At 65.5% G+C, this 26,664-nt stretch carries 20 protein-coding genes; 14 read left to right on the top strand and 6 right to left on the bottom strand.

Annotated elements, in window-relative coordinates:
- The first annotated feature begins 4 nt into the window (after positions 1-4).
- From pqqD to VG320_RS06455, 4 genes are all read left to right on the top strand, one after another.
- The gene (gene pqqD / locus VG320_RS06470; RefSeq protein ID WP_103706759.1) at positions 5-286 is read left to right on the top strand and encodes a pyrroloquinoline quinone biosynthesis peptide chaperone PqqD; all 282 of its coding nucleotides are present in this window, start codon (positions 5-7) and stop codon (positions 284-286) included.
- Positions 279-1,460, top strand: coding sequence for a pyrroloquinoline quinone biosynthesis protein PqqE (gene pqqE, locus VG320_RS06465; RefSeq protein ID WP_327199307.1), 1,182 nt, complete (start codon positions 279-281; stop codon positions 1,458-1,460). Before pqqD ends, pqqE begins: the two co-directional genes overlap by 8 nt.
- Positions 1,426-3,285, top strand: a complete 1,860-nt coding sequence (locus VG320_RS06460; protein WP_327199306.1) for an alpha/beta hydrolase family protein — start codon at positions 1,426-1,428, stop codon at positions 3,283-3,285. Before pqqE ends, VG320_RS06460 begins: the two co-directional genes overlap by 35 nt.
- Before the next feature lie 226 nt (positions 3,286-3,511).
- A complete protein-coding gene (locus tag VG320_RS06455) occupies positions 3,512-4,567 on the top strand; it encodes a methyl-accepting chemotaxis protein (protein WP_327199305.1) in 1,056 nt (351 codons plus the stop codon).
- Positions 4,568-4,578: 11 nt separating this feature from the next.
- On the opposite strand, the gene VG320_RS06450 is transcribed toward VG320_RS06455, so the two are convergent.
- From VG320_RS06450 to VG320_RS06440, 3 genes are all read right to left on the bottom strand, one after another.
- Entirely contained in the window at positions 4,579-5,001 is a 423-nt protein-coding gene (locus VG320_RS06450; protein ID WP_327199304.1) for a lysozyme inhibitor LprI family protein, read from the bottom strand.
- 112 nt (positions 5,002-5,113) lie between these two features.
- The gene (locus VG320_RS06445; RefSeq protein WP_327199303.1) at positions 5,114-5,425 is read right to left on the bottom strand and encodes a hypothetical protein; all 312 of its coding nucleotides are present in this window, start codon (positions 5,423-5,425) and stop codon (positions 5,114-5,116) included.
- A 122-nt stretch (positions 5,426-5,547) separates the two neighbouring features.
- Positions 5,548-5,856 (bottom strand): chemotaxis protein, encoded by a 309-nt coding sequence (locus VG320_RS06440; RefSeq protein WP_327199302.1) that lies wholly within the window; start codon positions 5,854-5,856, stop codon positions 5,548-5,550.
- Positions 5,857-6,091: 235 nt separating this feature from the next.
- Between VG320_RS06440 and VG320_RS06435 the strand changes: the two genes are divergently transcribed.
- The 3 genes from VG320_RS06435 to VG320_RS06425 are packed head-to-tail and all read left to right on the top strand — an operon-like array spanning position 6,092 to position 10,435.
- Positions 6,092-7,267 (top strand): HlyD family secretion protein, encoded by a 1,176-nt coding sequence (locus tag VG320_RS06435; protein ID WP_327199301.1) that lies wholly within the window; start codon positions 6,092-6,094, stop codon positions 7,265-7,267.
- A 2-nt stretch (positions 7,268-7,269) separates the two neighbouring features.
- The gene (locus VG320_RS06430; protein ID WP_327199300.1) at positions 7,270-8,853 is read left to right on the top strand and encodes a DHA2 family efflux MFS transporter permease subunit; all 1,584 of its coding nucleotides are present in this window, start codon (positions 7,270-7,272) and stop codon (positions 8,851-8,853) included.
- A gap of 1 nt (position 8,854) precedes the next feature.
- Positions 8,855-10,435: an efflux transporter outer membrane subunit gene (locus tag VG320_RS06425; protein WP_327199299.1), complete on the top strand. Its 1,581-nt coding sequence runs from the start codon at positions 8,855-8,857 to the stop codon at positions 10,433-10,435.
- Between the two features lie 34 nt (positions 10,436-10,469).
- Here the strand turns inward: VG320_RS06425 and VG320_RS06420 are convergent, their stop codons facing one another.
- Together VG320_RS06420 and VG320_RS06415 are read right to left on the bottom strand one after the other, a co-directional pair.
- Positions 10,470-11,315: a CHAD domain-containing protein gene (locus VG320_RS06420; protein WP_327199298.1), complete on the bottom strand. Its 846-nt coding sequence runs from the start codon at positions 11,313-11,315 to the stop codon at positions 10,470-10,472.
- Positions 11,316-11,393: 78 nt separating this feature from the next.
- Positions 11,394-13,355, bottom strand: coding sequence for a potassium transporter Kup (locus tag VG320_RS06415; RefSeq protein ID WP_327199297.1), 1,962 nt, complete (start codon positions 13,353-13,355; stop codon positions 11,394-11,396).
- Between the two features lie 213 nt (positions 13,356-13,568).
- On the opposite strand from VG320_RS06415, the gene VG320_RS06410 reads away from it, so the two are divergent.
- The 6 genes from VG320_RS06410 (at position 13,569) to VG320_RS06385 (ending at position 24,834) form a co-directional block, all read left to right on the top strand.
- Positions 13,569-17,126: a response regulator gene (locus VG320_RS06410; protein WP_327199296.1), complete on the top strand. Its 3,558-nt coding sequence runs from the start codon at positions 13,569-13,571 to the stop codon at positions 17,124-17,126.
- 4 nt (positions 17,127-17,130) lie between these two features.
- The gene (locus tag VG320_RS06405; protein ID WP_327199295.1) at positions 17,131-18,015 is read left to right on the top strand and encodes a CheR family methyltransferase; all 885 of its coding nucleotides are present in this window, start codon (positions 17,131-17,133) and stop codon (positions 18,013-18,015) included.
- Positions 18,016-18,036: 21 nt separating this feature from the next.
- Positions 18,037-18,678 (top strand): chemotaxis protein CheB, encoded by a 642-nt coding sequence (locus VG320_RS06400; protein ID WP_327199294.1) that lies wholly within the window; start codon positions 18,037-18,039, stop codon positions 18,676-18,678.
- Positions 18,679-18,692: 14 nt separating this feature from the next.
- The gene (locus VG320_RS06395) at positions 18,693-19,835 is read left to right on the top strand and encodes a hybrid sensor histidine kinase/response regulator (protein ID WP_327199293.1); all 1,143 of its coding nucleotides are present in this window, start codon (positions 18,693-18,695) and stop codon (positions 19,833-19,835) included.
- 478 nt (positions 19,836-20,313) lie between these two features.
- Positions 20,314-20,799: a hypothetical protein gene (locus tag VG320_RS06390; RefSeq protein WP_327199292.1), complete on the top strand. Its 486-nt coding sequence runs from the start codon at positions 20,314-20,316 to the stop codon at positions 20,797-20,799.
- 180 nt (positions 20,800-20,979) lie between these two features.
- Positions 20,980-24,834, top strand: coding sequence for an ATP-binding protein (locus VG320_RS06385; protein WP_327199291.1), 3,855 nt, complete (start codon positions 20,980-20,982; stop codon positions 24,832-24,834).
- 5 nt (positions 24,835-24,839) lie between these two features.
- Here VG320_RS06385 and VG320_RS06380 read toward each other — a convergent pair whose 3' ends face one another.
- Positions 24,840-25,379 carry a serine/threonine protein kinase gene (locus VG320_RS06380; RefSeq protein ID WP_327199290.1) on the bottom strand — a complete coding sequence of 180 codons (540 nt, stop codon included), beginning with the start codon at positions 25,377-25,379 and terminating at the stop codon, positions 24,840-24,842.
- 390 nt (positions 25,380-25,769) lie between these two features.
- Between VG320_RS06380 and purU the strand changes: the two genes are divergently transcribed.
- Positions 25,770-26,663, top strand: a complete 894-nt coding sequence (purU, locus tag VG320_RS06375; protein WP_327199289.1) for a formyltetrahydrofolate deformylase — start codon at positions 25,770-25,772, stop codon at positions 26,661-26,663.
- The last annotated feature ends 1 nt before the right edge of the window (position 26,664 follow it).

Raw genomic sequence — 26,664 nt, 5'->3', positions numbered from 1 at the left:
CACCATGAACACGCCCTTCGACCGCAACCTCAAGCCCGTCTGGCGACGCGGCTACCGCTTCCAGTTCGAGCCCGCGCAAAACGCGCACGTCCTGCTCTATCCTGAGGGCATGATCAAGCTTAACGACAGCGCCGCTGCAATTGGCGGCCTGATCGACGGCGAGCGCAACGTCGCGGCCATCGTCGCGCATCTGGACACGCAGTTCCCGGGCGTGCCTGAACTGGGCGAAGACGTCGAGCAGTTCATGCTCGTCGCCCGCGAAAAGCACTGGATCGATCTTGTCTGACGAACGCCTCACGCCAGGCGCGGCAACCGTCGCGGCGTCTGCCGACCCCACCCAGCCCGCCGTGGGCCTGCCCTTGTGGCTGCTCGCGGAAGTGACCTACCGTTGCCCGCTGCAATGCCCTTACTGCTCGAATCCGCTGGATTTCGCGCGCCAGGGCGAAGAACTGAGCACGGAGCAATGGATCCGCGTGATGACCGAAGCGCGCCAGATGGGGGCCGCGCAAATCGGCTTTTCCGGCGGCGAGCCCCTGGTGCGCAAGGATCTCGTCGATCTGATCGCGCACGCGCGCAAGCTCGGTTATTACACGAACCTCATCACCTCGGGCATCGGCCTGAACGAGCAGAAGCTCGCCGATTTCCAGCGCGCCGGGCTCGATCACATCCAGATCAGCTTCCAGTCGAGCGACGAGGAAGTGAATAACATGCTCGCCGGTTCGGGCAAGGCGTTCGCGCAAAAACTGGCGATGGCGCGCGCCGTGAAGGCGCACGGCTATCCGATGGTGCTGAACTTCGTCACGCACCGCTACAACATCGACGATATCGACCGCATCATCGAACTCTGCATCGCGCTGGAAGCGGATTTCGTCGAACTCGCAACCACGCAGTTTTATGGCTGGGCCAAGCTCAACCGCGAGCTGCTGCTACCTACGCGCGAGCAGCTCGAACGCGCGGAGCGCATCACCAACGAATATCGCGCGAAGCTGGAGGCCAGCGGCAACCCGTGCAAGCTGATCTTCGTGACTCCTGATTATTACGAGGAACGTCCGAAGCCTTGCATGGGTGGCTGGGGCAGCATTTTCCTCACCGTCACGCCTGACGGCACAGCGCTGCCCTGCCACGGCGCACGCATGCTGCCAATCGAATTCCCCAACGTGCGCGATCACGATCTGCGCCACATCTGGTACGAATCATTCGGCTTCAACCGGTTTCGCGGCAACGCGTGGATGCCCGAACCGTGCCGCTCGTGCGACGAAAAGGAAAAGGACTTCGGCGGCTGCCGCTGCCAGGCCTTCATGCTGACCGGCGACGCCGCCAACACCGACCCGGTGTGCGGCAAGTCCCCCGAGCATCGCATCATCGTGCAGGCCAGAAGCGAGGCCGCGCAACCCGTGCAACCGATCCAGCGACTCATCTTCCGCAATGACAGGAATTCCCGCGAACTCAGCAAATCCTGAGCGCGTCAGCGCCGAACAGGCCGTCGCCGCCGGCAAGGACTTTGGCGAACTGGCTGCGTCGGCGCGCGGCGTGTTCTGGACGGCCTTCGATCCTGCGGATGCCGCCACGCGCATCTGGCACGCGCGCAGCGGTACGGCGCCGCGCTGCCTGACACCAGACGGTTTCAGCGTACGCGGTCGCGTCTATGAGTACGGCGGCGGCTCCTTCTGCATTGCTGAGGATGCCGTAGTATTTGCCAACGAGAAAGACCAGCGGCTTTACCGCCAGTCGATGGATGTCGATGCCCTGCCGTTTGCACTGACTGAGCCTGGTTGCCGGTATGGCGATCTGCGCTACAGCCACGGCGCGGTGCTCGCAGTCGAAGAAAACGGCGACACGCATCGTATCGTGTCGATCGCGCTCGCGGACGGCGCGCGCACCGTGCTGGTGGAAGGCGCGGATTTTTACGCAGCGCCCAGCCTGCGTGCGGACGGCAAGCGCCTTGCGTGGATCGAATGGCAACGCCCGCATCAGCCATGGACCGCAACGCGACTGCGCAGCAGCGAGCGCGACGCCAGCGGCGCATGGCTGCCGCCACGCACGCTTGCGGGCGACGATATCGAGGACGCGCTGCAACAGCCGCAATTCGACGCGCACGGCACGCTGTATTGCCTGAGCGATCGCGGCGGCTCCTGGCAGCCGTGGCGCGAACACGGCAATGCGCTTGAGGCACTCCCCGCAGCCCTAGCCGACCATGCTTCGGCGCCGTGGCAACTGGGCGGGCGTAGCTGGATCGCGCTCGCCGATGGGTCGAGTCTCGGCACGTGGACCGACGAAGGCTGGGGCGTACTCGGCCATCGCGCGGCCGATGGTGTATTGCGCACGCTCGCGCCACAATACAGCCGCTTTCGCAATCTCGCGGCAGACGACACGCATTTCTATTGCCTGGCCGCTTCGCCCACTTGCCCCGCCGCCGTGCTCGCGATCAGCCGCAACGGCTTCAGCGTACAGGTGCTCGCGGAGGTCTCGCCTATGCTGGCCGCAGAGCGCATTCCCGTGCCCGAACGTCTGCGTTTTTCGAGCGGCGACAGCGAATCGCATGCGTATTTCTACGCGCCGGAACGCGTGGAGAGCAACGATGGCGATGAAAGCGCCCCGCCTGTCGTCGTGTTCATTCACGGCGGCCCGACCTCGGCCTGCTACCCCGTTTTCGATCCGCGCATCCCGTACTGGACACAACGCGGCTTCGCGGTCGTCAACCTCAACTACCGCGGCAGCACCGGCTACGGACGCGCCTATCGACAGGCGCTGCACGAAAGCTGGGGCGTGGTGGACGTGGACGACGCCTGCAACGTCGTCGCGCATCTGGCCGCCCACCAGCGCATCGATCTCGCGCGCGCCTTCATTCGCGGCAGCAGTGCGGGCGGCTATACGACGCTTTGCGCCCTCGCGTTTCGCGACGTGTTTCGTGGCGGCGCAAGCCTCTATGGCGTGAGCGATCCGCTGACGCTGGGCCGCCACACGCACAAGTTCGAAGCCGACTATCTGGACTGGCTGATCGGCGACGCCGTGGCCGATGCCGAGCGCTACAACGCCCGCACGCCGCTACTGCATGCCGATCGTATTCGCGTGCCCGTGGCGTTCTTTCAGGGCGAACTGGACGCTGTCGTCACGCCCGACCAGACGCGCAGCATGGTGAGCGCCTTGCAGGCCAACGGCATCGCCACCGAGGCGCACTACTACGCCGACGAGCGTCACGGCTTCCGCAAGGCCGTCAATCAGGCGCACGCGCTGCAAGCGGAATACGCGTTCTACTGCGGGATTCTCAGGCAAACGCCGCTGTAATCGCGTACCCACAACCGTGCACGCAGATGGCCCAGGCCGCGGGCCAATCTGGTGCACGTCCTCACGTTCATCGTTGCATTGACTCGCGCGGCGTCGCGCAACACTCGCGTAAAACGTTTGCGATCGTTTCATAACGCTTGCGCACGCAACAATCCGGCGAGCATCGACAGGCCCGAACCTTGCATGCATGCACCGTGATATTCACACCCATGTCACGGAACCCTGCATGTCGAATCCGCAAGCCATCGTCGATCTCACCCATGAAGTCAAACGCCTTGCCTCCAGCAAGATCAGCGACATTAACGACATCAACCGCGAAACCACCTTTCTCGCGCTCAACGCACTGATCGAAGCGGCCCGCGCGGGCGATGCCGGCAAGGGCTTCGCCGTGGTGGCGAATCAGGTCAAGCACGTGTCGCGCCGCATCTCCGAGATCACGACAGCCCTGAACAAGGATCTCGCGGGTTCGCTGTCCACGCTCACGCAACTGGGCGACAGCATGATCGACCGGCTGCGCTCGCACGACGGCCAGCGTTGCGCAGACCTCGCGCTCAATATGATTGATGTGATCGACCGCAACCTCTATGAGCGCTCGTGCGACGTGCGCTGGTGGGCCACGGATTCGGCAGTGGTCGAATGCCTCGCGGCACGCGATGGCGTCGATGCGTCAGCGAATGCGGCGCACGCGGCTGAACGTCTTTCAGTGATTCTCGACAGTTACACGGTTTATCGCGATCTCTGGGTGATCGACGAACACGGCGTCGTGATCGCCAACGGACGCCACGCGCAGTATCCCGTGCGCGGCCACAACGTGGGCGATACCGAATGGTTCAAATCGGCGATGAGAACGAAGTCGGGCGCGGACTACGTGGCCGCCGACATCGAAACGCTCGCGCCGCTGCGCCAGGCACAAGTGGCAACCTACGCGACGGCGATCCGCGAAGGCGGCCGCGCGACTGGCCGCGTGCTGGGCGTGCTGGCGATCTTCTTCGACTGGGCGCCACAAGCGGGAGCGGTCGTCAAGGGCGTGCGGCTGAGCGACGAAGAATGGAGCCGCACGCGCTGCATGATCGTCGATTCGTCGTTTCGCGTAATCGCGGCATCCGATGAGAAAGGCATTCTGAACGAGCGCTTCCGGCTGCAGGCCGAAGGCAAGCAGGCGGGCTACTATCGCGCGCTTGATGGCACCGTGGTGTCGTTTGCGGCGACGCCGGGCTACGAGACCTATCGCGGGCTTGGCTGGTATGGCGTGATTTGCCAGAAGCCCGCGCAAAACGCCTAGAGCGTCGCGATTTACTGGCCGCCGCAGGACAGATCGCCTTCCTTGCAATGGATCTGCGCGTCAAGGCGGCGGGTCTGTTCCTGCGTGAGTTCATCGATGCACAAGCCGTACATCGACGAATTGATGCTGCCACCGCTGGTGCCCATCGTGTTGAATTCGCACTGCGCGTCGCGCCACGCCAGCCATGCGCGCTGCGCCTTGCGCAAATGATCCGCACCGTTCTTGCTTACCTTCGCCAGCAGCGCCTTATATGTCTCGTTGAGCTTCTGGTCAGACGCTTTCATGGTACGTCCGATGCAGTCGTCCATGGCCGCCTGTGTGGGAGCGTTGTTCAGGCATTCGGGCTGGGCCGCAAAACACAGCGAAGACAAGGACGCACCGACTAGCACGCCCGTCATCAACACGGCGCGCGCATAAGGGCGAAAAAAACGCATGACACGGCACTCCGGATCTATGGGGGTGCCAGACTATGCCATAGATGCCGTGAAAATCAACGCAGGGCGAGCGGCGTCATGCATGCCGCCTGCCCCGCCGGATGAACTTCCCTTACTGCCCCTTCGTGTCGCTGCTGGCGTCAGCGCCCGGCGTGTTGGTCGTGTCGTTCATCGGCTTCTTCGTCGACTTCTTCGTATGCGACTTGTGCATGGATTTGTGGGGCGTGCTGCTTGCTCCCATCGCTGCGGTCGCCGCGTTCTGGTCACCGCCTTGAGGCGGCGTGGTGGCGTCCGTGCCAGTCCCCGAGCCCGTGCCGCCAGGCCCGTTGCTGCTGCCACCACCGGCTCCTGCCGCAAATGCAGCGCCAGAGACGGCCAGCATGGCGCTCAGGATGGCGGGGGCGATCAAGTGACGTGATTTCATGATTGGCTTCCTGATAAACGTTAAAGGGTGATCGGGCAGCGCGCTTGATGCGCGCTCAACGCACTGCCCGCCAATGACTTCGCGCACATCGCATGCCGCGCCAGGCGCTCGCCATAAAATATTCAGTAGTCCGGTGTATGCCTGATCTGATCCGGCAACACATCGCCGTCCGGACGCAGCGATTCGTCGCCATCGGCCGAGGCGCGCTCGCCCGTGCCGTGGCTATCGCTATCGCTTAGCGCTTCGTCCTCGCCGGCTTCCAGCGCGTGATTGTCAAGCTCCGAGTCACGGTCGAACTCATGGCGCTTCGCGCCGATCGTATCGCTGCCGGAATCGGACGAGTCGCCGGGTCCAAGCGCTTCTATGTCGTGCCCCGGCGGCAGCGGTTGAGCCATGTCGTCGTCGTTGTCGGGATCGAGTGTGCTGGTCATGATCTGAACTCCTGCAAGCGTGCTGCGATGCAAAAACCGCCCGCCAACGGCGCGCGGCGCCACTCTCAATAGCGCACTCCCCGTGCCCCGTTGTGCCGTTCAAATCCACCACCGGGGCACGCCGCTTGCTATAGCGGTTGCGCTTTTGCTCATCGTCGAGATCTGTCCTCTATCGAGCACCCCATGAGATCCATCCCTTTTTCGATCGCGTTGCCGCACGCCGCCGGAGCCGCGCATGGCTGAGCACGAGGCGGCGGGCGGCATTCGCGCATGGTCACGAGCACACCGGGGCAAGCCGCGCCGCGGTGCCGATGGACGTAAAGGCGCGCAGGACGGCAAAGACGACAAGGACAACGGCAAGGGCGCCCGCAAGCGTCCCGGCAAGAAGCCGCTCATCATCCTCGGCCTGATCGTGCTGATCATCGCGATTGGCGCATTCGTCTGGTGGTTCGCGACGCGCAACGAAATCAGCACCGACGACGCTTACACCGACGGCAACGCCATCACCATCGCGCCAAAGGTCTCGGGCTACGTCACGCAGCTCAATATCAACGACAACGTGTTCGTCCATAAAGGCGATCTGATGCTCGAGATCGACCGCCGCGACTACCAGGCGCAGGTCGATCAGGCCAATGCGCAACTGGGGCTGGCGAAAGCGCAATTGCTGGCCGCCCAGGCGCAGCTCGACATCGCCCGTGTGCAGTATCCGGCGCAGTACGAGCAGGCGCGCGCGCAGATCGAAACCGCCAACGCCAACTTCGCGCGCGCCCAGGCCGACTACGCGCGCCAGCATGGCGTCGATCCGCGCGCGACCACGCAGCAGAACATCGACAGCGCCACGGCCCAGCAACGCAGTTCGCACGCCGACGTCATGAGCGCCCAGGCGCAACTCAAAACTGCCAGCCTGGTGCCGCAGCAGATCCGCCAGGCGGTGGCGGCCGTGGAGCAGCGCCGCCAGCAGGTCGCCCAGGCGCAGGCGCAACTGGACACCGCGCAGCTCAATCTGGCGTGGTGCGATCTGCGCGCGCCTTCTGACGGCTACATCACGCGGCGCAACGTGCAGTTCGGCAGCTTTTTGCAGGCCGGCACCTCGCTGTTTTCGATTGTCACGCCGCAGGTGTGGATCACGGCGAATTTCAAGGAGTCCCAACTGGCGCACATGCGCCCTGGCGACAAGGTGAAAATCAGCATCGACGCGTATCCCCAACTCGATCTGCGCGGCCACGTGGACAGCATCCAGCTAGGCAGCGGCTCGCGCTTTTCGGCCTTCCCCGCCGAAAACGCCACCGGTAACTTCGTCAAGATCGTGCAGCGCGTGCCCGTGAAAATCGTTATCGACGACGGCCTGCCCGCCAACCGCCCCTTGCCGCTGGGCATCTCGGTCGTGCCCACCGTCTATCTGAGCCACTGACCATGAGCGACGCCAAACCCGCGTGGCGCCCCGCCGGCAATCCGTGGCTGATTGCCATCGCCGTCACGCTCGCGGCGTTCATGGAGGTTCTGGACACGACCATCGTCAATGTCGCGTTGCCGCACATCGCGGGCACGATGTCGGCGAGTTACGACGAGGCCACCTGGGTGCTCACGTCGTATCTCGTGGCCAACGGCATCGTGTTGCCGATCTCGGCGTTCTTTGGCCGCGTGCTCGGGCGAAAACGCTATTTCCTGCTGTGTATCGTCGCGTTTACGATCTGCTCGTTCCTGTGCGGCGTGGCGACGAGCCTGGGCCAACTGGTCATTTTCCGCCTGCTGCAAGGCTTTTTTGGCGGCGGCCTGCAACCGAACCAGCAATCGATCATCCTCGACACTTTCGAGCCCAGCCAGCGTGGCCGCGCGTTTTCAATTTCGGCCATCGCCATCGTGGTCGCGCCGATCATGGGCCCAACGCTGGGCGGCTGGATCACCGATCATTTCTCGTGGCGCTGGGTGTTTCTGCTCAACGTGCCGGTTGGCGTGCTGACGACCTTCGCGGTCATGGCGCTCGTCGAAGATCCGCCCTGGATCGTGCGGGAAACGCAGCAGCGCATGAACTGGCGCGACGTGGATTTTCCTGGCATCGCGCTGATCGCTGTGGGCCTGGGCTGCCTGCAGGTCATGCTCGATCGCGGCGAGGACGACGACTGGTTTTCCTCGCCCTTCATCGTCACGTTCGCGGTGCTGGCCGTTCTGGGCATGGTGGGCGCGGTGTTCCGGCTGCTCTACGCGAAGCATCCCGTCGTCGATCTGCGCTGCCTGCGCGACCGCAATTTCGCGCTGGGTTGCGTGATGATCGGCGCGTTCGCGACCGTGCTCTATGGCAGCGCCGTGATCGTGCCGCAACTCGCGCAGCAGCAGCTTGGCTATACGGCCACGCTCGCGGGTCTCGTGCTCTCGCCGGGGGCCGTGCTCGTCACGATGGAAATACCGATAATCAGCAAGCTGATGCCCTATGTGCAGACGCGTTTGATCGTCATGACCGGCTTCATTCTGCTGAGCGTCGCGCTGATCTACGCGCGCATCCTGACACCCGATATCGATTACACCACGCTCGTGAAGCTGCGCAGCGCGCAATCGATCGCCATCGGCTTCCTGTTCGTTCCCGTCACCACGCTGGCCTATCTGACGGTGCCGCGCGCGCTCAACAACGACGCCTCCGCACTCTTCACGATGTTCCGCAACGTGGCTGGATCGATTGGCATTTCCGTGTCCACCGCGCTGATCCGCGAGCGCTCCCAGGCGTGGATGGCCCATCTTTCAGGGCATATGTCGCCGTTCTCGCAGAACTATCAGGACACGCTCGCGCGCAACGCGCAGACGGTGATGGACAGCACCGGCGTGCCGCTCGCCCAGGCCTTGCAGACGGCGACCGGGCATCTATACGAAACTTTCGTTTCGCAGGCAACGATCCTCGCCTATATCGACGTGTTCGGCATTCTTGCGGTCTATTGCGCGCTGTTCGTGCCGCTCGCGCTGCTTTTTTCGCCCGTGAAAGCGTCGGGCGGCGCGGGAGGACATTGACATGCGTTTCGCAATCCGAATGATTATTGTGAGCATCCAGGCAGCGATGCTCACCGCCTGCGCGGTTGGCCCCGATTTCAAACCGCCCGAAGCAAACATGCCGGAAGGCTGGAACGCCATGCAAACGCCCGGCGCCACGGCACAAGTCACGTCCAGTCCCACAGTCCAGTCGGACCCCGACCCGAACTGGTGGCAGAGTTTTCACGATCCCGTGCTCGACGCGCTGATTGCGCGCGCCGTACAGGGCAATCCTGACCTGCGCATCGCCGTCGTCCGCATCGCCGAGGCACGCGCACAAACGCAGCAGGCCGCCTCACAAGGCCTGCCCAACGTGCGCGCGAGCGCGAGCTATGAACGCGAGCAACTGGGGGCCAAAGGCATCCTCGAATCCGCGGGCATCTACAACAAGGTCGATTCGCTCGGCGCGCCCGATTCGCCGATCAACACGATTGCGCCGGGCGCAGGCGGCGCCGTCGAGCGCGGCGCGCAAAACGCCCTCGATCAGCTCACCGCGCCCATCAATTTGTGGCAGGCGGGCTTTGACGCTTCGTGGGAACTCGATCTGTTCGGCCGCGTGCGCCGCTCGGTAGAAGCCGCAAATGCACAGACCGACGAGGCCATCGAGTCGCAGCACGATGCCCAGGTGTCGCTCGAAGCCGAAGTTGCCGAGACCTATATGCAGCTACGCGGCGCGCAGATGCTACGCGCCACCGCCGTGGCGCTGATCGACCAGCAACGCGAAGTCGTTGAACTCACGCAGAACGCCTCGAAACACGGGCTGCAAAGCCAGCTCGACGTCGAACGCGCGCAGGCGCAGCGCTCGCAGACCGAAGCCTTGCTGCCGCAGTATGACCAGCAGATTGCGCAGGCGCTCAACGCGCTCGCGGTGCTCACGGGCGAAGCGCCCGGCGCGCTCGACGCCGATCTGTCGCCGGCGGCCACGCTGCCGGACACGCCGCCGGGCGTGCCCGTGGGCCTGCCTGCCACGCTCGCGCGCCGCCGCCCCGACATCCGCCGCGCGGAGGCGTCATTGCACGCGGCAACCGCCAACGTGGGCGTGGCCGTCGCGCAGTTCTATCCGGACATTTCGCTTTCTGCGCAGGCGGGCACACGCGCCACCACGCCGCGCGATCTCGCGCACTGGGCGAGTCTGTTCTGGTCGTGGGGACCGAGCGTGTCGCTGCCGATCTTCCAGGGCGGCGCGCTGGTGTCGAATCTGCGGCTCTCGAAACTGCAGCAGCAGGAAGCCGCGCTCGACTATCGCAAGACAGTGTTGACCGCGCTGCGCGACGTCAACAACGCGCTGGTGGTCTATCGCACCGATCAGGCGCGCCTCGCCTCGCTCGATGAAAGCGTCGCGGACCAGCAGCGCGCGTATCTGCTCGCGCGCGACAGCTATCGTAAGGGCATCGTCTCGTTCATCAACGTGCTGGACGCCGAGCGCCAACTGAGCACCGCACAGCAAAATGCGCAGCAGCAGAAACTCCAGGTCTGTACCGATCTGGTTTCGCTCTACAAGGCGCTGGGCGGCGGCTGGGACGATGCGGGCACGCTGGCTTCAGCGCCGGCAACGGCCCACTGAGGCGGGTCCGATCATGCCGGTCCTGTGCCCGCCTTCACGCGCCGATCAACTTGCCCGCACGCCGCTGGCGCCATTTGCGCTCCTGCCGCAAGGCGTCGAGGGCGGCATCGGCGCTGGTGTCGTCCGCGAAAATCTCGCGATGGTCTTGCAGCAGGTGTTCCGTAGCCACGGCATCGTTCAGATCTCCGAAGCGTTTCTGGAGCTTCTTCAACGGCTTCAGACGCTTTGCATCCCGGCGCACGAGCATTGGCGCGAAGAATTCCAGCGTGTAACGCAATTTCTTCGCGGCCTTGCGTACCTCATGCCACGCGGCGTAGTCGCTTTTCTTCGCCTTGCCCGCGCGGCGCACGCGCTTTTTCAGGCCGATTCTCGCCGCCCGCACGCTTTTGTCTGCGAGGCGTTCGATGGACGCGCGGCGCGACGCGGTGTTGAGCGACTGATTGACCTTGTGCAGCATCTCGCGCAACGCGTGGCGCAGATCGGCGGCGGTGAGCGTTGCACACGCACTTTCGCGTGCAGCGAGGCGCGCGGCCTCCAGCCGTTCGCCCGCCACGTTTGCGCTTTCGGCGTCGAGTTCGCCGAGCATTTGCGTGGCGATGTCCCAGTCACGCGCGGAGCCTGCCGCCGCGCCCACGCGCTTCAGATAGCCGCGGTCGAGCGCCGCCATCTCGCGATCGAGCAACGGCCGCCAGATCCAGAGCAGCGTGCGCAGCCGCCGCAATGCCACACGCAGTTTGTGCAGATCGTCGGCGCTTGGGTCGAGATGCGCGCTGCGCCGCAGCGCTTCGTCCACGAGCGGCTTCGCGTAGCCGGAAAAGCGCGCCTGTGCGTCGTGGCGCGGTTTGACTGTCGTCACTTTCGCGCGCTTGCCTCGCCTCATGATCGTCTCCGTGCGGTCTGCCGTATCCGGGAATTCCGGGAATTGCGCACGGCGCGTGCCCTGCTGCGTTTGCAGCGCTTACAGGGCAACCTGCACGCCCAGTTCGACCACGTGTTCGGCCTGCAGGCCATAATATTCGGCGCTCGACGACGCGTGCAGCGACATGAAAGCAAACAGTCGCGCGCGCCACGCGCTCATGCCGCGCACGGCATGGCCGTGCAGCACCTCGTCGCGCGGCAGATAGAAGGTGGTGCGCGCGGGGTCGAAGCGCCAGTCGGCCAGCCGCGTGCCCAAGGTCGCCAAAAGATTCGGCAGATTGGGCCGCTCGACAAAGCCGTGATGCGCGATCACTTCAAAGCAGCCGCCGCCCAGATCGCGCACTTCGATGCGGGTTTTCTCGTCTGCTTGCGGCGCGGATTCGGAAACGTTGGCAAACACGATCGTCGTCGCGTGCAGCACATGGTTGTGGCGCACGTTGCTCGACAGCGCGGCGGGCACGCGGCCAGGCAGATTGCCCGGATAAACAGCCGTGCCCGGCACGCGCGCGGGCGCGACTTCGCCGTGCTCGTCATGCGGGCCGTTGCAGACCGCATGCAGAAAGGCATCGAGCGATTCGCTTTGCTCCGCATGGCGCGCGGCCAGTTCGCGGCCACGGTTCCAGGTGGTCATCGTCACGCACAACAGCACACCGATCAGCACCGGGAACCAGCCGCCGGTGGGGATCTTGGGCAGATTCGCCGCCAGCAGCAGCGTGTCGATCAGCAGCAGCGGCACGCACACCAGCGCCGTGACAACGCGCGGCCAGCCCCACACCTTGCGGCACACGGCCAGCATCTGCAGCGAGGTCGTCAGCATGGTGAGCGCGACGGCCAGCCCATAGGCGGAAGTGAGTTTCGCGGAACTGCGGAAGAACAACACGAGAAACAGCACGGCGACCAGCAGCGCGATATTCACGGCGGGCACATAGACCTGGCCGCGCCGCGCGCGCGAGGTTTCGATGGTGCGCATGCGCGGCAGAAAACCCAGCTCGATGGCCTGGCTCGTCATCGAGAAAGCGCCCGAAATCACGGCCTGCGAAGCGATCACGGTGGCGAGCATGGCGATGCCCACAGCGGGCACCAGCGCCCAATGCGGCACCGAGCGAAAGAACGGCTGATCCGCGCCCTGCGGGTCGGAAAGAATCGTCGCGGCCTGGCCGAAGTAGCCCAGCACGATCGCGGGCAGCACGACCGCGTAGAAGGCCACTCGAATCGCGCGCGTGCCGAAATGGCCGATGTCGGCGTAAAGCGCCTCGGCGCCCGTCAAGGCGAGAATCACGGCCGCCAGCACGACGAAGGCCAGCGCCGGATGCGCGAAGGCCAGTTGCAGCGCCCAGCCAGGCGACACCGCTGCCAGCACGCGCGGATACAGCGCGATGCGATACACGCCCACGGCCGCGAGGCTCAGAAACCACAGCGCCATCACTGGGCCGAAGGTGCGCCCGACCACGTCGGTGCCGCGCCGCTGGAACAGGAACAGCGCCACGAGGATCGCGATCGACACGGGCAGTACCGCCGCGTCGAAATGCGGGTCGATTTCGTGCAGGCCCTCGACGGCAGACAACACGGAAATCGCCGGGGTAATCATCGAATCGCCGTAAAACATCGCGGCGCCCACCAGTCCCGCCAGCAGCAAGGCGCGCGGCGCACGCTGGCCCGCACGTGCAAAGCCCGCGCGCACCAGCGCGGTGAGCGCGACGATGCCGCCCTCGCCCTCGTTGTCGGCGCGCATCACGAAGCACGCGTACTTGAGCACGACGACAATCGCCACGGCCCAGAGAATCATCGACAGCACGCCCATGACCACCGGCTCAGCACGCGTGTGAGCCGTGAGCACCGCCTCGCGCAGCGCGTAGATCGGACTCGTGCCGATATCGCCGAACACGACGCCAAGCGCGCCGAGCGCGCCCAGCGCCAGGCTGTTGCGTGGCGATTTCGCTGCGGGTTTCGCGCCGTCGCGCTGCGTTTGAACGGGACCTTCTACAAGGCGATCACGAAGCATGATGGCGGGCCGCTTATCGGTGGGCTAGACCTTATTGGCCAGCAAGTAGCGTGCGCGCGATCGGTCAGCTTTTTGTATGATTGCATCTGCATCGATTTCACCCTTTTTGCCCCGTAGAGGGCGCGCCTTTTTTCATAAATGGCGTGAAAAACCGGTCGATATTCCCGCCTTATCTGCATCGACCCGCGAACCATCGGAACGAATCGGAAAATAATGCCTGCACTGAATGCGATCGACCCGCTGCGTTTCAAACGCATCATTCAAAGAAACGTCGCGCTGCCGCTGCTCGCGGGTTTCGCGACCGCCGTGGCTTTTGTCGCGCTGATTGCGTATCTCGTCTCGACAATGAACTGGGCCGAGCACTCGGAGCGCGTGATCGGCGAAGCCTACGAACTGCTGCGCGTGCAGGCCGACCGCGAATCGAGCCTGCGCGGATTCCTGCTGGACGGCGACGAGCGTGGGCTCGCGCCATTCGAAGTGGGCCGCGCCCACTTCGGCGCGCAGGTCGGCAGTCTAAGCGCACTCGTGATCGATAACCCGCCGCAGGTGGAGCGGCTCAAACGCATCCTCGCGCTCGCGCAGCAATGGGACAAATCGGCGAGCGAGGCCGTGCGCTTGCGGCGCGATCACGACGCCGTGCTCGCCACGGTGCAGAACGACAAAGCGCAGCCCAACGCCGACGCGCTGCGCCGCGAATTCGCCGATTTTCTCGCCGAAGAAGGCCGCCTGCGCGAAGCGCGCACCAGCGCCGCGCGCAATCTGACCTTCATCACGGTGGCTGTCTTTCTCGCGCTCACGGTGTTCGTCAACGCCCTGCTTGCGTGGCTGGGCCGCCGCGAGCTGACCGCGCTGTCCGCCACTTACGACGACGCGCTGCGCGGCCAGGCCGAACAGGGCGACGCGCTCGCCGAGCAGGTCTGGTTCCGCTCGGGCCAGCGCCTGCTGGCCGAAAGCGGCATGGGCAAGGAAGCGCTCGCAGAGGTGGGCGGCGCGATGCTCGACTGCCTCGCCGGTTATCTGAGCGCGAGCGTCGCCACGCTCTATGTGCGCGACGCGCATGACGCATCGCTGCGCCGCGTGGCAACCTTCGGCTTTGGCGATGAAAGCGGCTATAACGTGCCGATGTTGCAAAGCGGCCAGACGCTCGTGGGCCAGGCCGCCGCTTCGCGCCGCGTGATCGAGTTGCGCGATGCGCCCGCCGGCTATCTGAAAGTGGAGTCGGGTCTGGGCTCGGCCACGCCCACGTCGCTGCTGATTTCGCCGATCGACGCCACCGGCCAGATCAACGGCGTGGTGGAACTCGCCTTCATGCGCGCGCTGCTGCCGCGCGACACTGAATTCCTCACGCGCGTGGCGGGCACCATGGGCGATCTGGTCGAAGCCGCGGTCTCGCGCGAGCGCCTCCAGGTCGCGTATGCCGACGCGCAGCAACTCAATCACGAACTTCAGGTGCAGCAGGAAGAACTGCGCGTGGCCAACGAGGGCCTGGAAGAGCGCGGCCGCGCGCTGATGGATTCGCAGTCGCGTCTGGAAGCGCAGCAGGTGGAGCTTGAGCAGACCAACGTGCAGCTCGAGGAATACGCGCGACGTCTTGAAACCCAGAAGAGCGAACTCGAACGCGCCCAGGGCGAACTCACGCGCAACGCCGAGCGCCTTGCGCAATCGAGCCGCTACAAGTCCGAGTTCCTCGCCAACATGTCGCACGAACTGCGCACGCCGCTCAACAGCTCGCTGATCCTCGCGAAGCTGCTGCAGCAGAACCGCACCGGCAATCTCAGCGAGGAACAGGTGCGTTACGCGGCCACCATCCACGCTTCGAACACCGATCTGCTCGCGCTCATCAACGACATCCTCGATCTTTCCAAGGTCGAGGCGGGCCAGGTTCAGCTCATGCTGGAAACCGTCAAGCTCGACGATGTGACTGCGTCGCTGCACGAAACCTTCGCGCCGCTCGCGCGCGAAAAACATGTGGCGCTCACCATCGACCGTCTGCCCGGCGTTGCCGACACGCTCACGACCGACGGCCAGCGCGTGCTGCAGATCCTGCGCAACCTGCTGTCGAACGCGCTGAAGTTCACGGCCCAGGGCGAGGTGTCGCTCACGGTCTCGCCGGTCGACGCGAACGTGGTGCGCTTCGATGTGCGCGACACCGGCATCGGCATTCCCGAAGACAAGCTGGAGATGATTTTCGAAGCCTTCCAGCAGGCCGACGGTTCGACGAGCCGCGAATATGGCGGCAGCGGGCTCGGCCTGTCGATCTCGCGCGAGCTCTCGCGTCTCCTGGGCGGACGCATCGGCGTGGCCAGCGAGCCGGGCGTGGGCAGCGTGTTTACGCTGTGGCTGCCGCTCGACAGCACGGCCGCCGCGCGACTCGCGCAAGCCGAAGACGCGGCACAGGCCGTGGTCGCCACGCCGCACGCGGCTGCGGCCAGCAACACCGCTCGCGCGCAACCCGCTCCCGCTGAAACCGTCACCGAAACCACCACGCTCAACGCCGACGCGCGCGCGGGCCAGGCAATCGTGGCCGCCAGCGCCCCCACGGCTCACGCCGCGCATCTCGCCGACGACCGCGGTGGCCGCCAGCATGGCAGCCGCGCGATCCTCGTGATCGAAGACGATCTCACCTTCGCCGAGATCCTGCGCGATCTCGTCCACGAACTGCAGTTCGATTTCCTGCACGCCGCCGACGCCGCCACCGGCTTCGCAATGGTCAAGGACGAGGCGCCCGTGGCCGTGCTGCTGGACGTCGGCCTGCCCGACCGCTCGGGTCTTTCGGTGCTCGAATGGCTCAAGAGCGATCCGCTCACGCGCCATATTCCCGTGCATATCGTCTCGGCAACCGATCATGCCGACAAGGCGCTGCATCTGGGCGCGATCGGCTACACCCTCAAGCCCACCGCGCGCAGCACGCTGGAAGCGGCAATCCGCCGGCTCGAATCGCGGCTGGAACAACGCGTCAAGCGCGTGCTGGTGATCGAGGACGACTATGCGATGCGCGAAAGCATCCGCGCGCTGCTGGTGGGCGACGGCGTCGAGATCGTCGCGGTCGGCACGCTCGCGGACGCGCACGCGCAGATCGCGCAAGGCGTCTTCGACTGCATCGTGACCGACCTCACGCTGCCCGACGGCACCGGCTACGACCTGCTGGAAACGCTCGCGGGCGACGCGGGCGTGGCCCCGCTGCCGGTGATCGTCTACACGGGCCGCATGCTCTCCGACGACGACGAGCAACGCCTGCGCCGCTATTCGAAGTCGATCATCATCAAGGGCGCGCGCTCGCCCGAACGTTTGCTCGACGAAGTCACGCTGTTTCTGCACAGCGTGGAATCGTCGCTTGCGCCCGAGCAGCAGCGCATGTTGCGCGCGGTGCGCCAGCGCGACGACACCTTCGAAGGCAAGACGATCCTGCTGGCCGAGGACGACGTGCGCAACATCTTCGCGCTTTCGCATGTGATCGAGCCGCTGGGCGCGAAGCTGCTGATCGCGCGCAACGGCCGCGAGGCGCTCGACATCCTGGGCGGCCAGGAGCCGGTGGACCTCGTGCTGATGGACGTGATGATGCCGGAGATGGACGGCCTCGCCGCCATGCGCGCGCTGCGCAGCGACGCGCGCTACACGCACGCCGCGCGCCTGCCGGTGATCGCGCTGACCGCCAAGGCCATGGCCGACGACCGCCAGCGCTGCCTGGAAGCAGGCGCGGACGACTACGTTTCCAAACCCATCGACGTGGACAAGCTGGTGTCGCTGTGCCGCGTCTGGCTGCGCAAGTAAGACCATGACTGAACCGAACCACCACGCGCCCCACCACGCGCTGCCGCACGCCACGCCGCATCCGGGCCGGCCTGCGCTCAGCGTGTTCGACATTGAATTGCGCCTGCTGCTCGAAGCGATCTATCTGCGCTATCAGCACGACTTCCGGCACTATTCGCTGCCCTCGCTGCGCCGCCGTCTGGAAGAGGCACGGCGCGACTTCGGCGTGGCGTCGCTGAGCCAGCTGCAGGACCGCGTGCTGCGCAGCCCCGAGGACTTCTCGCGCCTGTTCGGCTACATGACGATCCAGGTGAGCGATATGTTCCGCGACCCGGAATACTTTCTCGCGCTGCGCCAGCATGTGCTGCCGGTGCTGCAGACCTATCCTTCGCTCAAGGTGTGGGTGGCGGGCTGCAGTTCCGGCGAGGAACTCTGGTCGCTCAAGATCCTGTTCGAAGAGGAAGGCCTGGCCGAGCGCACGATCTTCTACGCGACCGACATCAGCCCGCAGGCGCTCGAACGCGCGGAATCGGGCATCTATCCCGTGGACCGCTTCGCGGGCTTTAGCCAGAACTATCTGGCCGCGGGCGGGCGGCGCACACTGTCCGATTACTATCACGCGGCCTATGGCGGCGCGCGCCTGTCCAGCACGCTCAAGGAACGCGTGGTATTCGCCGATCACAGCCTCGCCACCGACGAAGTGTTCCTCGAAGCGCATCTGGTGTCGTGCCGCAATGTGCTGATCTATTTCGACCGGCCGCTGCAGGACCGCGCAATCGGCCTGTTCGAGCGGGCGCTGGTGCGGCGCGGGTTCCTGGGCCTGGGCAGCAAGGAGAATCTGCGCTTCTCCAGCCGCCATGAAGCCTTCGACGAATTCCGCACTGCCGAACGCATTTACCAGAAGCGCTGAACCGTTATCGACACGCCCACCATGTCAGCCCCTCAACCGAATCCAGCGCCAGCGCGCACCGTCGCGGGCCCCTTCGACGCCGTCGTGATCGGCGCGTCGGCGGGCGGCGTGGACGTGCTCGGCCAGATTTTGCCGATGCTGCCGGCTCACTTCGGCGCAGCCGTGCTGATCGTGCTGCACCTGCCGCCCGCCTCGCCGAGCTTCCTGGTCGCCGCGCTGTCCGCCCGCTGCGCGCTGCCGGTCGCCGAACCCGATGCGGGCGAACCGATACTCGGCGGCCGCGTCTATGTCGCGCCGCCCGACTACCACATGCTCGTGGAGTCGGAAGCCGGGTCCACCGATAAAAGCGCGTGCATCGCGCTGTCGATCGGCGGCCCCGTGCGTTACTCGCGCCCGTCGATCGACGTGCTGATGGAATCGGCCGCCGATGTCTATGGCGCGCGCCTGCTTGGCGTGCTGCTCTCGGGCGCCAACGACGACGGCGCGCGCGGCATGGCGGCGATCCGCGACGCGGGCGGCACGACCTGGGCGCAGACGCCCGCCACGGCCGCAGCGCCCCAGATGCCGGAAGCGGCCATTGCGCTTGGCGCCGTCAACGCAACCATGACACCTGCCATACTCGGCGCGCGGCTGGCCGCGTGGCCGCAGATGAAACTGGATTGACCCGGATAAACCGCATGAACCTGCCCATTGTCAATGTGCTGATCGTCGACGATATCGAGCACAACCTCACCGCGCTGTCGGCCCTGCTCGCGCGGCCCGAAGTGCGGCTGCTCGTGGCCCGCTCGGGCGTCGAGGCGCTCGAGCATCTGCTCGAACACGACGTCGCTGTCGCGATCCTCGACGTCAACATGCCAGGCATGAGCGGCTTCGAGCTGGCCTCGCTGATCCGCGGCAGCCCGCGCACCGCCCACGTGCCGATCATCTTCCTCACGGCCACGTCGCAGGACGCGCTGCGCACCTTTCAGGGCTACGAAGCGGGCGCGGTGGACTTTCTCTACAAGCCCATCGAGCCGCGCATCGTGCAGTCGAAGGTCGGCATCTTCGTGCAGCTCGAATTGCAGAAGCGCCAGCTTGCCGAGCAGCTCGCGGCCACCCGCCAGATGCTCGAAGCCAACGAAATGCTGATGGCCGTGCTCAGCCACGATCTGCGCACGCCCTTGTCGGCCGTGATGAGTTCGGCGGAGTATCTGATGCGCGCTTCCACTGACGAAAAAACCATCGCCGTGGGACGCCGGATCGAACACTGCGGGCGGCGCATGTCGCGCATGGTCGAGCAGTTGCTCAATCTCGCGCGTCTGCAGGGCGGACGGCTGCCGCTGCGGCGCTCGGACGTGCAGCTCGACGCGCTATGTCAGGCCGTGATCGAGGAGTTCGCCGCCAACACCGCCGCCGTCGCCGACGGCCGGGTGATCTTCGAGGCGCACGGCGATCTGGCAGGCCAGTGGGACTCGGACCTGATCGCCCAGGCGGTGTCGAACCTCGTCTTCAACGCGCTCACGCATGGCGAGCCCGATGCGCCCGTGCGCGTGCGCGCCAGTGGCGAGTCGCCCGGCGAAGTGCTGGTGACGGTCGCCAATCGCGGCGCGATTCCCGCCGATGTGATGCCGCTGCTGTTCGGCGCGTTCAGCACGGCCACGCGCGCGGAACGCCAGGGTTCGGGACTCGGACTCGGCCTGCATATCGTGCGGCTGATCGCGCGCACGCACGGCGGCGATGTGAACGTGCTGTCCAACGAAGCCGAAGGCACCGTGTTCACCATCCGGTTACCCCGCACGCCGCAACAGGGCGCGCAGCCGGGTGAGCTGGCGCTGATCTGAAACGCTAAAACGTAGAAACGCAGGCAACGGGGCATGCGCAAACCGCGTGCCGCCACTGCCGGCAGCTTCGCCTTGTCTGTGTGGCAGCACACATTATTTGTTTGAATGACGCACGGACTTCATTGCGAGTCCGTGGCGTTTTCCTGACGTTTTCCTCGCGTTTGCATGGCGTTTGCAAGCCATCCTTGAGTGCTTCGCGGAATACGTCGCGTCTGCATCCGTCAGGTTGCTTCGTCATCGATTTCGCGTGGCCCTTCGGTATCCCGATCATCCCTCATGTCGCCCACATTCGGCTAGCGTGATGCAATTCACTGACTACAATGTGTGGGTGCATCCAACGCGCGCAGAGTCCCAGAACGCACTGCACAGCGGGTCTGTTCAGACGTAATCACCGGTCGTGTGACGTTTCGATTCCTTCTTCATGGAGGGCATGCCCATGACGTGCCTGAACGAAAGGATGGTCGGTGCCGTCTTGCTTATGCTAGGCGGTTCTGCGTTCGCGGGCAGTCCCGCGACCGACTTGCCCGAGGCGATGACCGTCGCCAACATCGCGCCGCTGCCGGTCGAGGTTGTCTCGCCCGTACCCGAACCGCAGGCCTACCTGTTCCACTACGAGATGGAATATCAGGCGTCCCAGGCCAAACCCTTCTTCGCGCAGATGGATCAGTTCTACAGCGCCCAGCTTGGCCACACTTATACGTTCGTTAAAAAGCCCGCACCAGGCTCGGGCACGAGCGCCGCCGCCGACGCCACCTCGTCCGCGCAATTCCTCGACACCGGCCCCTCCACGGCGCCGCAGATCTCCATCGTCCAGTTGCCGACTTCGAACACGGCGCTTGGCGCTGCACCGCAGCGCAGGCTGTCGCTGACCGTCGACGACTGGGTCTTCTCCGGCACGGCGCGCGTGGCCGTGCTGCACTCGCACGATTCGGGCGCCACCCTGACCGTGCGTCACGGCTTCTGATTCTTCCGGGCTGCTGATTTTTTCGATCGCGTGACTGCTGAGGAAAGCACGCGCGCCTGGGCGTGCGCGCGCGGCACTTGCGTTTCTCGCGCCTGCCGGGAGCGAGCCGTGCTGGGGAGTTGTCAGGTTCGCATGGGCGCGAGGCCCGCAACCTGACCCCGAGCATCGCGAGAACCCTCGATGGAAAACCTCAAGACGGCGCGCACCGCAGAGCCGGACAACCCGTTCGGATTTCTGCCCGTACACGGCGAGATGGCCCGACGGGTCCGCTCGTTCGACTGGACAGCCACCTCGCTGGGCGGCCCCGGCGGCTGGTCGCCGAGTCTGCGCGCCGCGCTGAGCCTGTGCCTGAGTTCGCGCTTTCCGATTGTGATCTGGTGGGGCAGCGACTACCGGGTGCTTTATAACGACGCTTACATTCCCTTTCTCGGCGCGGCCAAACATCCGCTTGCGCTCGGCCAGCCAGGCCACGAATGCTGGAGCGAAATCTGGCCGAGCATCGGCCCGATGCTCGAAGGCGTGATGCGCAAAGGCAAGGCCGTCTGGTCCGACGACGGCCAATACTTCTTCGATCGCGACCTGCCGCGCGAAGAGGTCTATGTCACCTTCACCTACGGCCCGATCCTCGCGGCGGACGGACGCACCGTAGAAGGCGTGTTCTGCCCCTGCACCGAGACCACCGAGCGCGTCGTCAGCGCGCGGCGGCTGGAAACGCTGCGCATGCTTGGCGTGCGCACGCCGCAGGCGGGCATCGTCGCGGCCTGCGAGCATGCCACCGGCGTCCTCGCGCAGAACCGCTACGACGTGCCGTTTGCCATCGTCTATCGCTGCCACGCAGCCAGCGGGGCATCAGGCGGTCCCGCGGCGGGTGCAACGCGTTTCGAACGGCTGGCCTCGACGGGCGTCGGCAAGACGCGGGCGGCGGCCGCCGTGCACGACCCCGGCTCCTGGCCGCTTGAAGAAGTGCTGCGCACGGGCCGGGCCGTCGATGTCGATCTAAGCGCGCGCGAGCTAGAAGCGCCCGGCGGCGCATGGCCCGAAGTCTGCGCCACGGCACGCGTGCTGCCGCTGCGCTGGGGCGGCGACGCCAGCATCTGCGGCCTGATCGTGCTGGGCGTGAGCCCGCGCCGCCCGCTCGAACGCGCCTACGGCACCTTCCTCGATCTGGTCGCCGGGCAGACCGGCTCGGTCGTCGCGAATGCGCTCGACTACGAGCAGGAGCGCCGCCGCGCCGAAGCGCTCGCCGAAATCGACCTCGCCAAGACGGCCTTCTTCTCCAACGTGAGCCACGAATTCCGCACGCCGCTCACGCTGCTGCTCGGCCCGCTAGAAGACGCGCTCGCGCAACCGGACGAAGCGTGGCCGCGCGAGCGCGTCGAGATGCTTCATCGCAATGCGCTGCGCCTGCAGAAGCTGGTCAACTCGCTGCTCGACTTTTCGCGCATCGAAGCCGGACGCGAGCGCGCAAGCTACGCGCCGACCGATCTCGCACGGCTCACGGCGGAACTGGCGAGCGTGTTCCGCTCCGCGATCGAGCGCGCCGACATGCTCCTGACCGTAGACTGTCCGGCACTGGCCGAGCCGGTCTACGTCGATCGGGACATGTATGAAAAGATCGTGCTCAACCTGATGTCGAACGCATTCAAGTTCACGCTCGACGGCGAGATCGAAGTGAAGCTGCACGACGCGGGCGCGAACGTCGAACTGACGGTGCGCGACACCGGCACCGGCATCGCCGAAGAACAGTTGCCGCATATTTTCGAGCGTTTTCATCGCATCGAAGGCGCGCGCGCCCGCACTCACGAAGGCACCGGCATCGGTCTCGCGCTGGTGCTGGAACTGGTCAAGCTGCACGCGGGCACCGTGAGCGTGGACAGCGCGCCGGGCCAGGGCAGCACCTTCACGGTGACGATTCCCAAAGGCTGCGCCCACCTCGCGCCCGAGCGGATCGAATCGGCCTGCGAAACGGAGCTGCCCGCCCACCCACGCTCGACCTACGTCGAAGAGATCGTGAACTGGCTGCCCAGCGACGCGCCGCCGCTGCTGCCCGACGCGACGGCGCCCAACGCAGCGGCGCCCGCAACGCTTGCCGCGCCAGCCGCACGTGCGCGCATCGTCTGGGCCGACGACAACGCCGACATGCGCCACTACGTCGAGCGCCTGCTCGCGCCGCTCTACGACGTGGAGACGGTCAACGACGGCGCAGCCGCGCTTGCGAGCGTGCACCGCGCGCCGCCCGCGCTGCTGCTGGCCGACGTAATGATGCCGGGCCTCGACGGCTTCGCCTTGCTGCGCGCGCTGCGCGCCAATGCGCGCACGCGTGCGGTGCCGGTGATCCTGCTGTCCGCGCGCGCCGGCGAAGAGGCGCAGATCGAAGGCATGCAGGCGGGCGCCGACGATTACCTCGTCAAACCGTTTTCGGCGCGCGAACTGCTCGCGCGCGTCGACGCGCACCTGAAGCTCGCGCACGAACGCGAGCAGACCAACGAGACCCTGCGCGCCAACGAAAAACGTCTGCTGACCATCATCGAGCAACTGCCGGCGGGCGTCGGGGTGATGGATCTGTCTGGCAAATGGACCTTGAGCAACGCGGCGATGAAGCGCTGGCTGCCGGTTGGCGTGCCCTCGATGCACGTCGGGCAGGCTGCGCGCTGGCGCGCCTGGGACCAGTGGGGCAACCCGGTTGCGCCCGAAAACTGGCCCGGCCGGCGCGCGCTGCGCGGCGAAACGGTGATGCCCGGCCTCGAAATGCGCTATACCGACGACGCGGACGAACAGCACTGGATGCGCTCGAGCGCCGCGCCGCTGCGCGACGGCTCCGCGCGGGTGATCGGCGCCTGTGTGGTCGTGCAGGATGTCACGCAGCTCAAATCCGCCGAACAGGCGCTGCGCGAAGCCGACCGCCGCAAGGACGAATTCCTCGCGACACTCGCGCACGAACTGCGCAACCCGCTCGCGCCGATCCGCAACGGCCTGCACATCCTGCGCCTCGCGCGTGCCGACAGCACGGCCGCGCAGCGCACCCACGACATGCTGGAGCGCCAGCTCGATCATATGGTCCGCCTCGTGGACGATCTCATGCAGGTCTCGCGCATCATGGGCGGCAAGATCGCGTTGCGTAAGGAAACCGTCGATCTGGGCGCGGTGCTGCGCCAGGCCATCGAAACGAGCCGCACGCTGATCGACGCCGCCGGGCACCGGCTCACGGTGAGCCTGCCGCCCGAGCCGATCGTGCTGGAAGCCGACCCGGTGCGGCTGTCGCAGGTCGTCGCCAATCTGCTTAACAACGCCGCGAAATACACCGATGCGGGTGGGCAAATCTGGCTCACGGCCTACCGTGAAGATCAGAATCGCGACGGCCATGGCAGCAACGCCGTGGTATCGGTCCGCGACAACGGCATGGGCATTTCCGCTTCGATGCTGCCCAAGGTCTTCGATCTCTTTACTCAGGGCGAACGCAGCTATAGCCGCGGCCAGGGCGGCCTGGGCGTGGGCCTTACGCTGGTGCGCAGCCTCGTCGAGCTACACGGCGGCGGCGTTGAAGCGATCAGCGAGGGCCTGGGCCGCGGCAGCGAATTTATCGTGCGCCTGCCGATGGCGCTGGCCGCGCGCAGCGGCGAGCCTCACGAGCCCTCGGCGCTGCCTACGCAGACGCTGGTTGGCCGCAAGATCCTGATCGTCGACGACAACCGCGACGCCGCCGATAGCCTGGGTGTGCTGCTCGAACTATTCGGCGCGCAGGTGCGCATCGTGCGCGACGGGCCAGCCGCGCTGGCGATGTTCGATAGCTGGCCGCCGGACGCCGTGCTGCTCGATATCGGCATGCCGGGCATGGACGGCTTTGAAGTCGCGCAGCGCGCCCGCGCACATCCCGCCGGGGCAAACGTCGTGCTGATTGCACTCACGGGCTGGGGCCAGGAAGAGCACCGGCGGCGCTCGAGAGAAGCGGGCATCGACTTTCACCTGGTCAAGCCCGTCGATATGCGCGCGCTGCATCAGTTGCTGGTGACGCAGGTGGGTCGACTGGAAGAGTGAAGTGCTCAGATTGACTGATAGACAAGCACGACGCGATGGCCGAGAACCGCGCCAATCGCGTCGGCGAGTTTCTGCTCGACGCCGATTCCATCAAAAGCGAACGCCAGGTTTCCAAATCCCCATGCCATATCCGCGAATCGCCAGTCGGTGATGCTGGATGATTCTGCACAAGCCGGGCACGCCAGGCGATCGTCTTCTTGTTCGTACCACGCGTCCACCGCTTCGCCCCAGGCGATGTCATCGGCGCCATGCATCGTCCTGCAGCGGGGGCATTCGAGACCGTCCACGCCATTACCGCCCGTATGAAATACCTGGCGGCCAGTTTGGGCAACCACACCGCATCGGCTCCACTCGTCCAGCCACTCGACCCAGGCGCTAGCGTTGGGGCCTGCGGTGTGTGTGGCGGGAGCAAAGGCGACCTCCGCGTCCGGCGCGGGAACCGCAATGCCTTGCTCTTCCAGCCATTGCATCACTCTGGATGCTAGCGCGGGCGCCTCTTCCAGCGTTGCGTCCCGGTCGACGATATAGATGGTGTGGTCGCTCATCGATTCTCCTCGTGAATGCTGCTGCGCAGTTTTAACGCATACTTCAAAATCTTGTCTCGAAGCCGAACTAGAAACGTATGCACACACGCCCAACCGTTCCCGTCGCCGCTGCCAGACGTGATCGCTTTGCATTCGGCCATATCGTCGCGTGGCACGTACGCCCGCTCGGCAAGCACGTCTTTCTGGTGACCGAAACGTGTCAGTAAGCGTTCGACCACGGAAGCGCGCAACTACCAGAAACAGTCTTTCGCCCCCGTGGCGTCCCCATACCAACAACTTAGCGCGATCGTTCTATGCGCCACCCCACCTCTGCCGTACCGTTCAAGTCATCCCCGCTCGCGAAGTCAACGTGACTTCAGCGCCGCGCGGCCAACGACACCAGGAGATCCCATGACCGCGCCCCTTTCAACGCCGCCGCGCCCCCACGGCTACGCCCTCACACTCTCCTGCCCGAGCGCGGCGGGCCAGGTGGCCGCCGTGGCGGCCTTGCTCGACCGCCATCGCTGCTATATCGACGAACTTACAGTTTTCGACGACGCCGAAAGCGCGCGCTTTTTCCTGCGCTGCGTCTTTCACGAAGTCGCGGGCAATGGCACGCAGGAAGCGTTGAATGTCGCCGCGCTACGCGACGACTTCGCGCCCACCGGCCGCGCACATGGCATGGACTGGGCGATCCACGACCTGCGCCGCCGCCCCAAAGTGCTGATCCTCGTGTCGAAACTCGAACATTGCCTCAACGATCTGCTGTTCCGTTGGCGCATGGGCGAACTGGAAATGGATATCGCAGGCATCGCCTCGAATCATCCGGACTTCGAATCAATTGCGCAGCAGCATCGGCTGCCGTTCCATCATCTGCCCGTCAATGCGCAAACGCGCGAACAGCAGGAAGCGCAGCTACTCAAGCTGGTCGAAACGAGCGGCGCGGAACTGGTCGTGCTCGCCCGCTACATGCAGATTCTCTCCGACGCCACCAGCGCGAAGCTTGCGGGCCGCGCGATCAATATCCACCACTCCTTTCTGCCCGGCTTCAAGGGCGCGCGGCCTTATCACCAGGCGCACGCGCGCGGCGTCAAACTGATTGGTGCGACGGCGCATTTCGTGACCGCCGATCTGGACGAAGGTCCGATCATCGAGCAGGAAGTCCAGCGCGTCGATCACGCCTACGGACCCGACCGCCTGCTGGCTGTAGGGCGCGATCTGGAATGCGTGACGCTCGCGCGCGCGCTCAAGGCCGTGCTGGAGCATCGCGTGTTTATCAACGGCGCGAGGACCGTCGTGCTGTGAG

Origin of the sequence: Paraburkholderia sp., from assembly GCF_035948235.1 — a bacterium.
Lineage (GTDB): Bacteria > Pseudomonadota > Gammaproteobacteria > Burkholderiales > Burkholderiaceae > Paraburkholderia.
The sequence above is the reverse complement of the archived record's forward strand: the minus strand, read 5'-3'. Positions and strand labels throughout refer to the sequence as shown.

Excerpts from the sequence above, each read along its gene's own strand:
- VG320_RS06440 (WP_327199302.1), bottom strand. The coding sequence starts at position 5,856 with ATGACCAGCACACTCGATCCCGACAACGACGACGACATGGCTCAACCG.
- VG320_RS06410 (WP_327199296.1), top strand. The coding sequence starts at position 13,569 with ATGCCTGCACTGAATGCGATCGACCCGCTGCGTTTCAAACGCATCATT.
- VG320_RS06405 (WP_327199295.1), top strand. The coding sequence starts at position 17,131 with ATGACTGAACCGAACCACCACGCGCCCCACCACGCGCTGCCGCACGCC.
- VG320_RS06390 (WP_327199292.1), top strand. The coding sequence starts at position 20,314 with ATGCTAGGCGGTTCTGCGTTCGCGGGCAGTCCCGCGACCGACTTGCCC.
- VG320_RS06385 (WP_327199291.1), top strand. The coding sequence starts at position 20,980 with ATGGAAAACCTCAAGACGGCGCGCACCGCAGAGCCGGACAACCCGTTC.
- VG320_RS06445 (WP_327199303.1), bottom strand. The coding sequence starts at position 5,425 with ATGAAATCACGTCACTTGATCGCCCCCGCCATCCTGAGCGCCATGCTG.
- VG320_RS06430 (WP_327199300.1), top strand. The coding sequence starts at position 7,270 with ATGAGCGACGCCAAACCCGCGTGGCGCCCCGCCGGCAATCCGTGGCTG.
- VG320_RS06450 (WP_327199304.1), bottom strand. The coding sequence starts at position 5,001 with ATGCGTTTTTTTCGCCCTTATGCGCGCGCCGTGTTGATGACGGGCGTG.
- VG320_RS06395 (WP_327199293.1), top strand. The coding sequence starts at position 18,693 with ATGAACCTGCCCATTGTCAATGTGCTGATCGTCGACGATATCGAGCAC.
- VG320_RS06420 (WP_327199298.1), bottom strand. The coding sequence starts at position 11,315 with ATGAGGCGAGGCAAGCGCGCGAAAGTGACGACAGTCAAACCGCGCCAC.
- VG320_RS06455 (WP_327199305.1), top strand. The coding sequence starts at position 3,512 with ATGTCGAATCCGCAAGCCATCGTCGATCTCACCCATGAAGTCAAACGC.
- VG320_RS06400 (WP_327199294.1), top strand. The coding sequence starts at position 18,037 with ATGTCAGCCCCTCAACCGAATCCAGCGCCAGCGCGCACCGTCGCGGGC.
- pqqD (WP_103706759.1), top strand. The coding sequence starts at position 5 with ATGAACACGCCCTTCGACCGCAACCTCAAGCCCGTCTGGCGACGCGGC.
- VG320_RS06415 (WP_327199297.1), bottom strand. The coding sequence starts at position 13,355 with ATGCTTCGTGATCGCCTTGTAGAAGGTCCCGTTCAAACGCAGCGCGAC.
- purU (WP_327199289.1), top strand. The coding sequence starts at position 25,770 with ATGACCGCGCCCCTTTCAACGCCGCCGCGCCCCCACGGCTACGCCCTC.
- VG320_RS06380 (WP_327199290.1), bottom strand. The coding sequence starts at position 25,379 with ATGAGCGACCACACCATCTATATCGTCGACCGGGACGCAACGCTGGAA.
- VG320_RS06425 (WP_327199299.1), top strand. The coding sequence starts at position 8,855 with ATGCGTTTCGCAATCCGAATGATTATTGTGAGCATCCAGGCAGCGATG.
- VG320_RS06435 (WP_327199301.1), top strand. The coding sequence starts at position 6,092 with ATGGCTGAGCACGAGGCGGCGGGCGGCATTCGCGCATGGTCACGAGCA.
- VG320_RS06460 (WP_327199306.1), top strand. The coding sequence starts at position 1,426 with ATGACAGGAATTCCCGCGAACTCAGCAAATCCTGAGCGCGTCAGCGCC.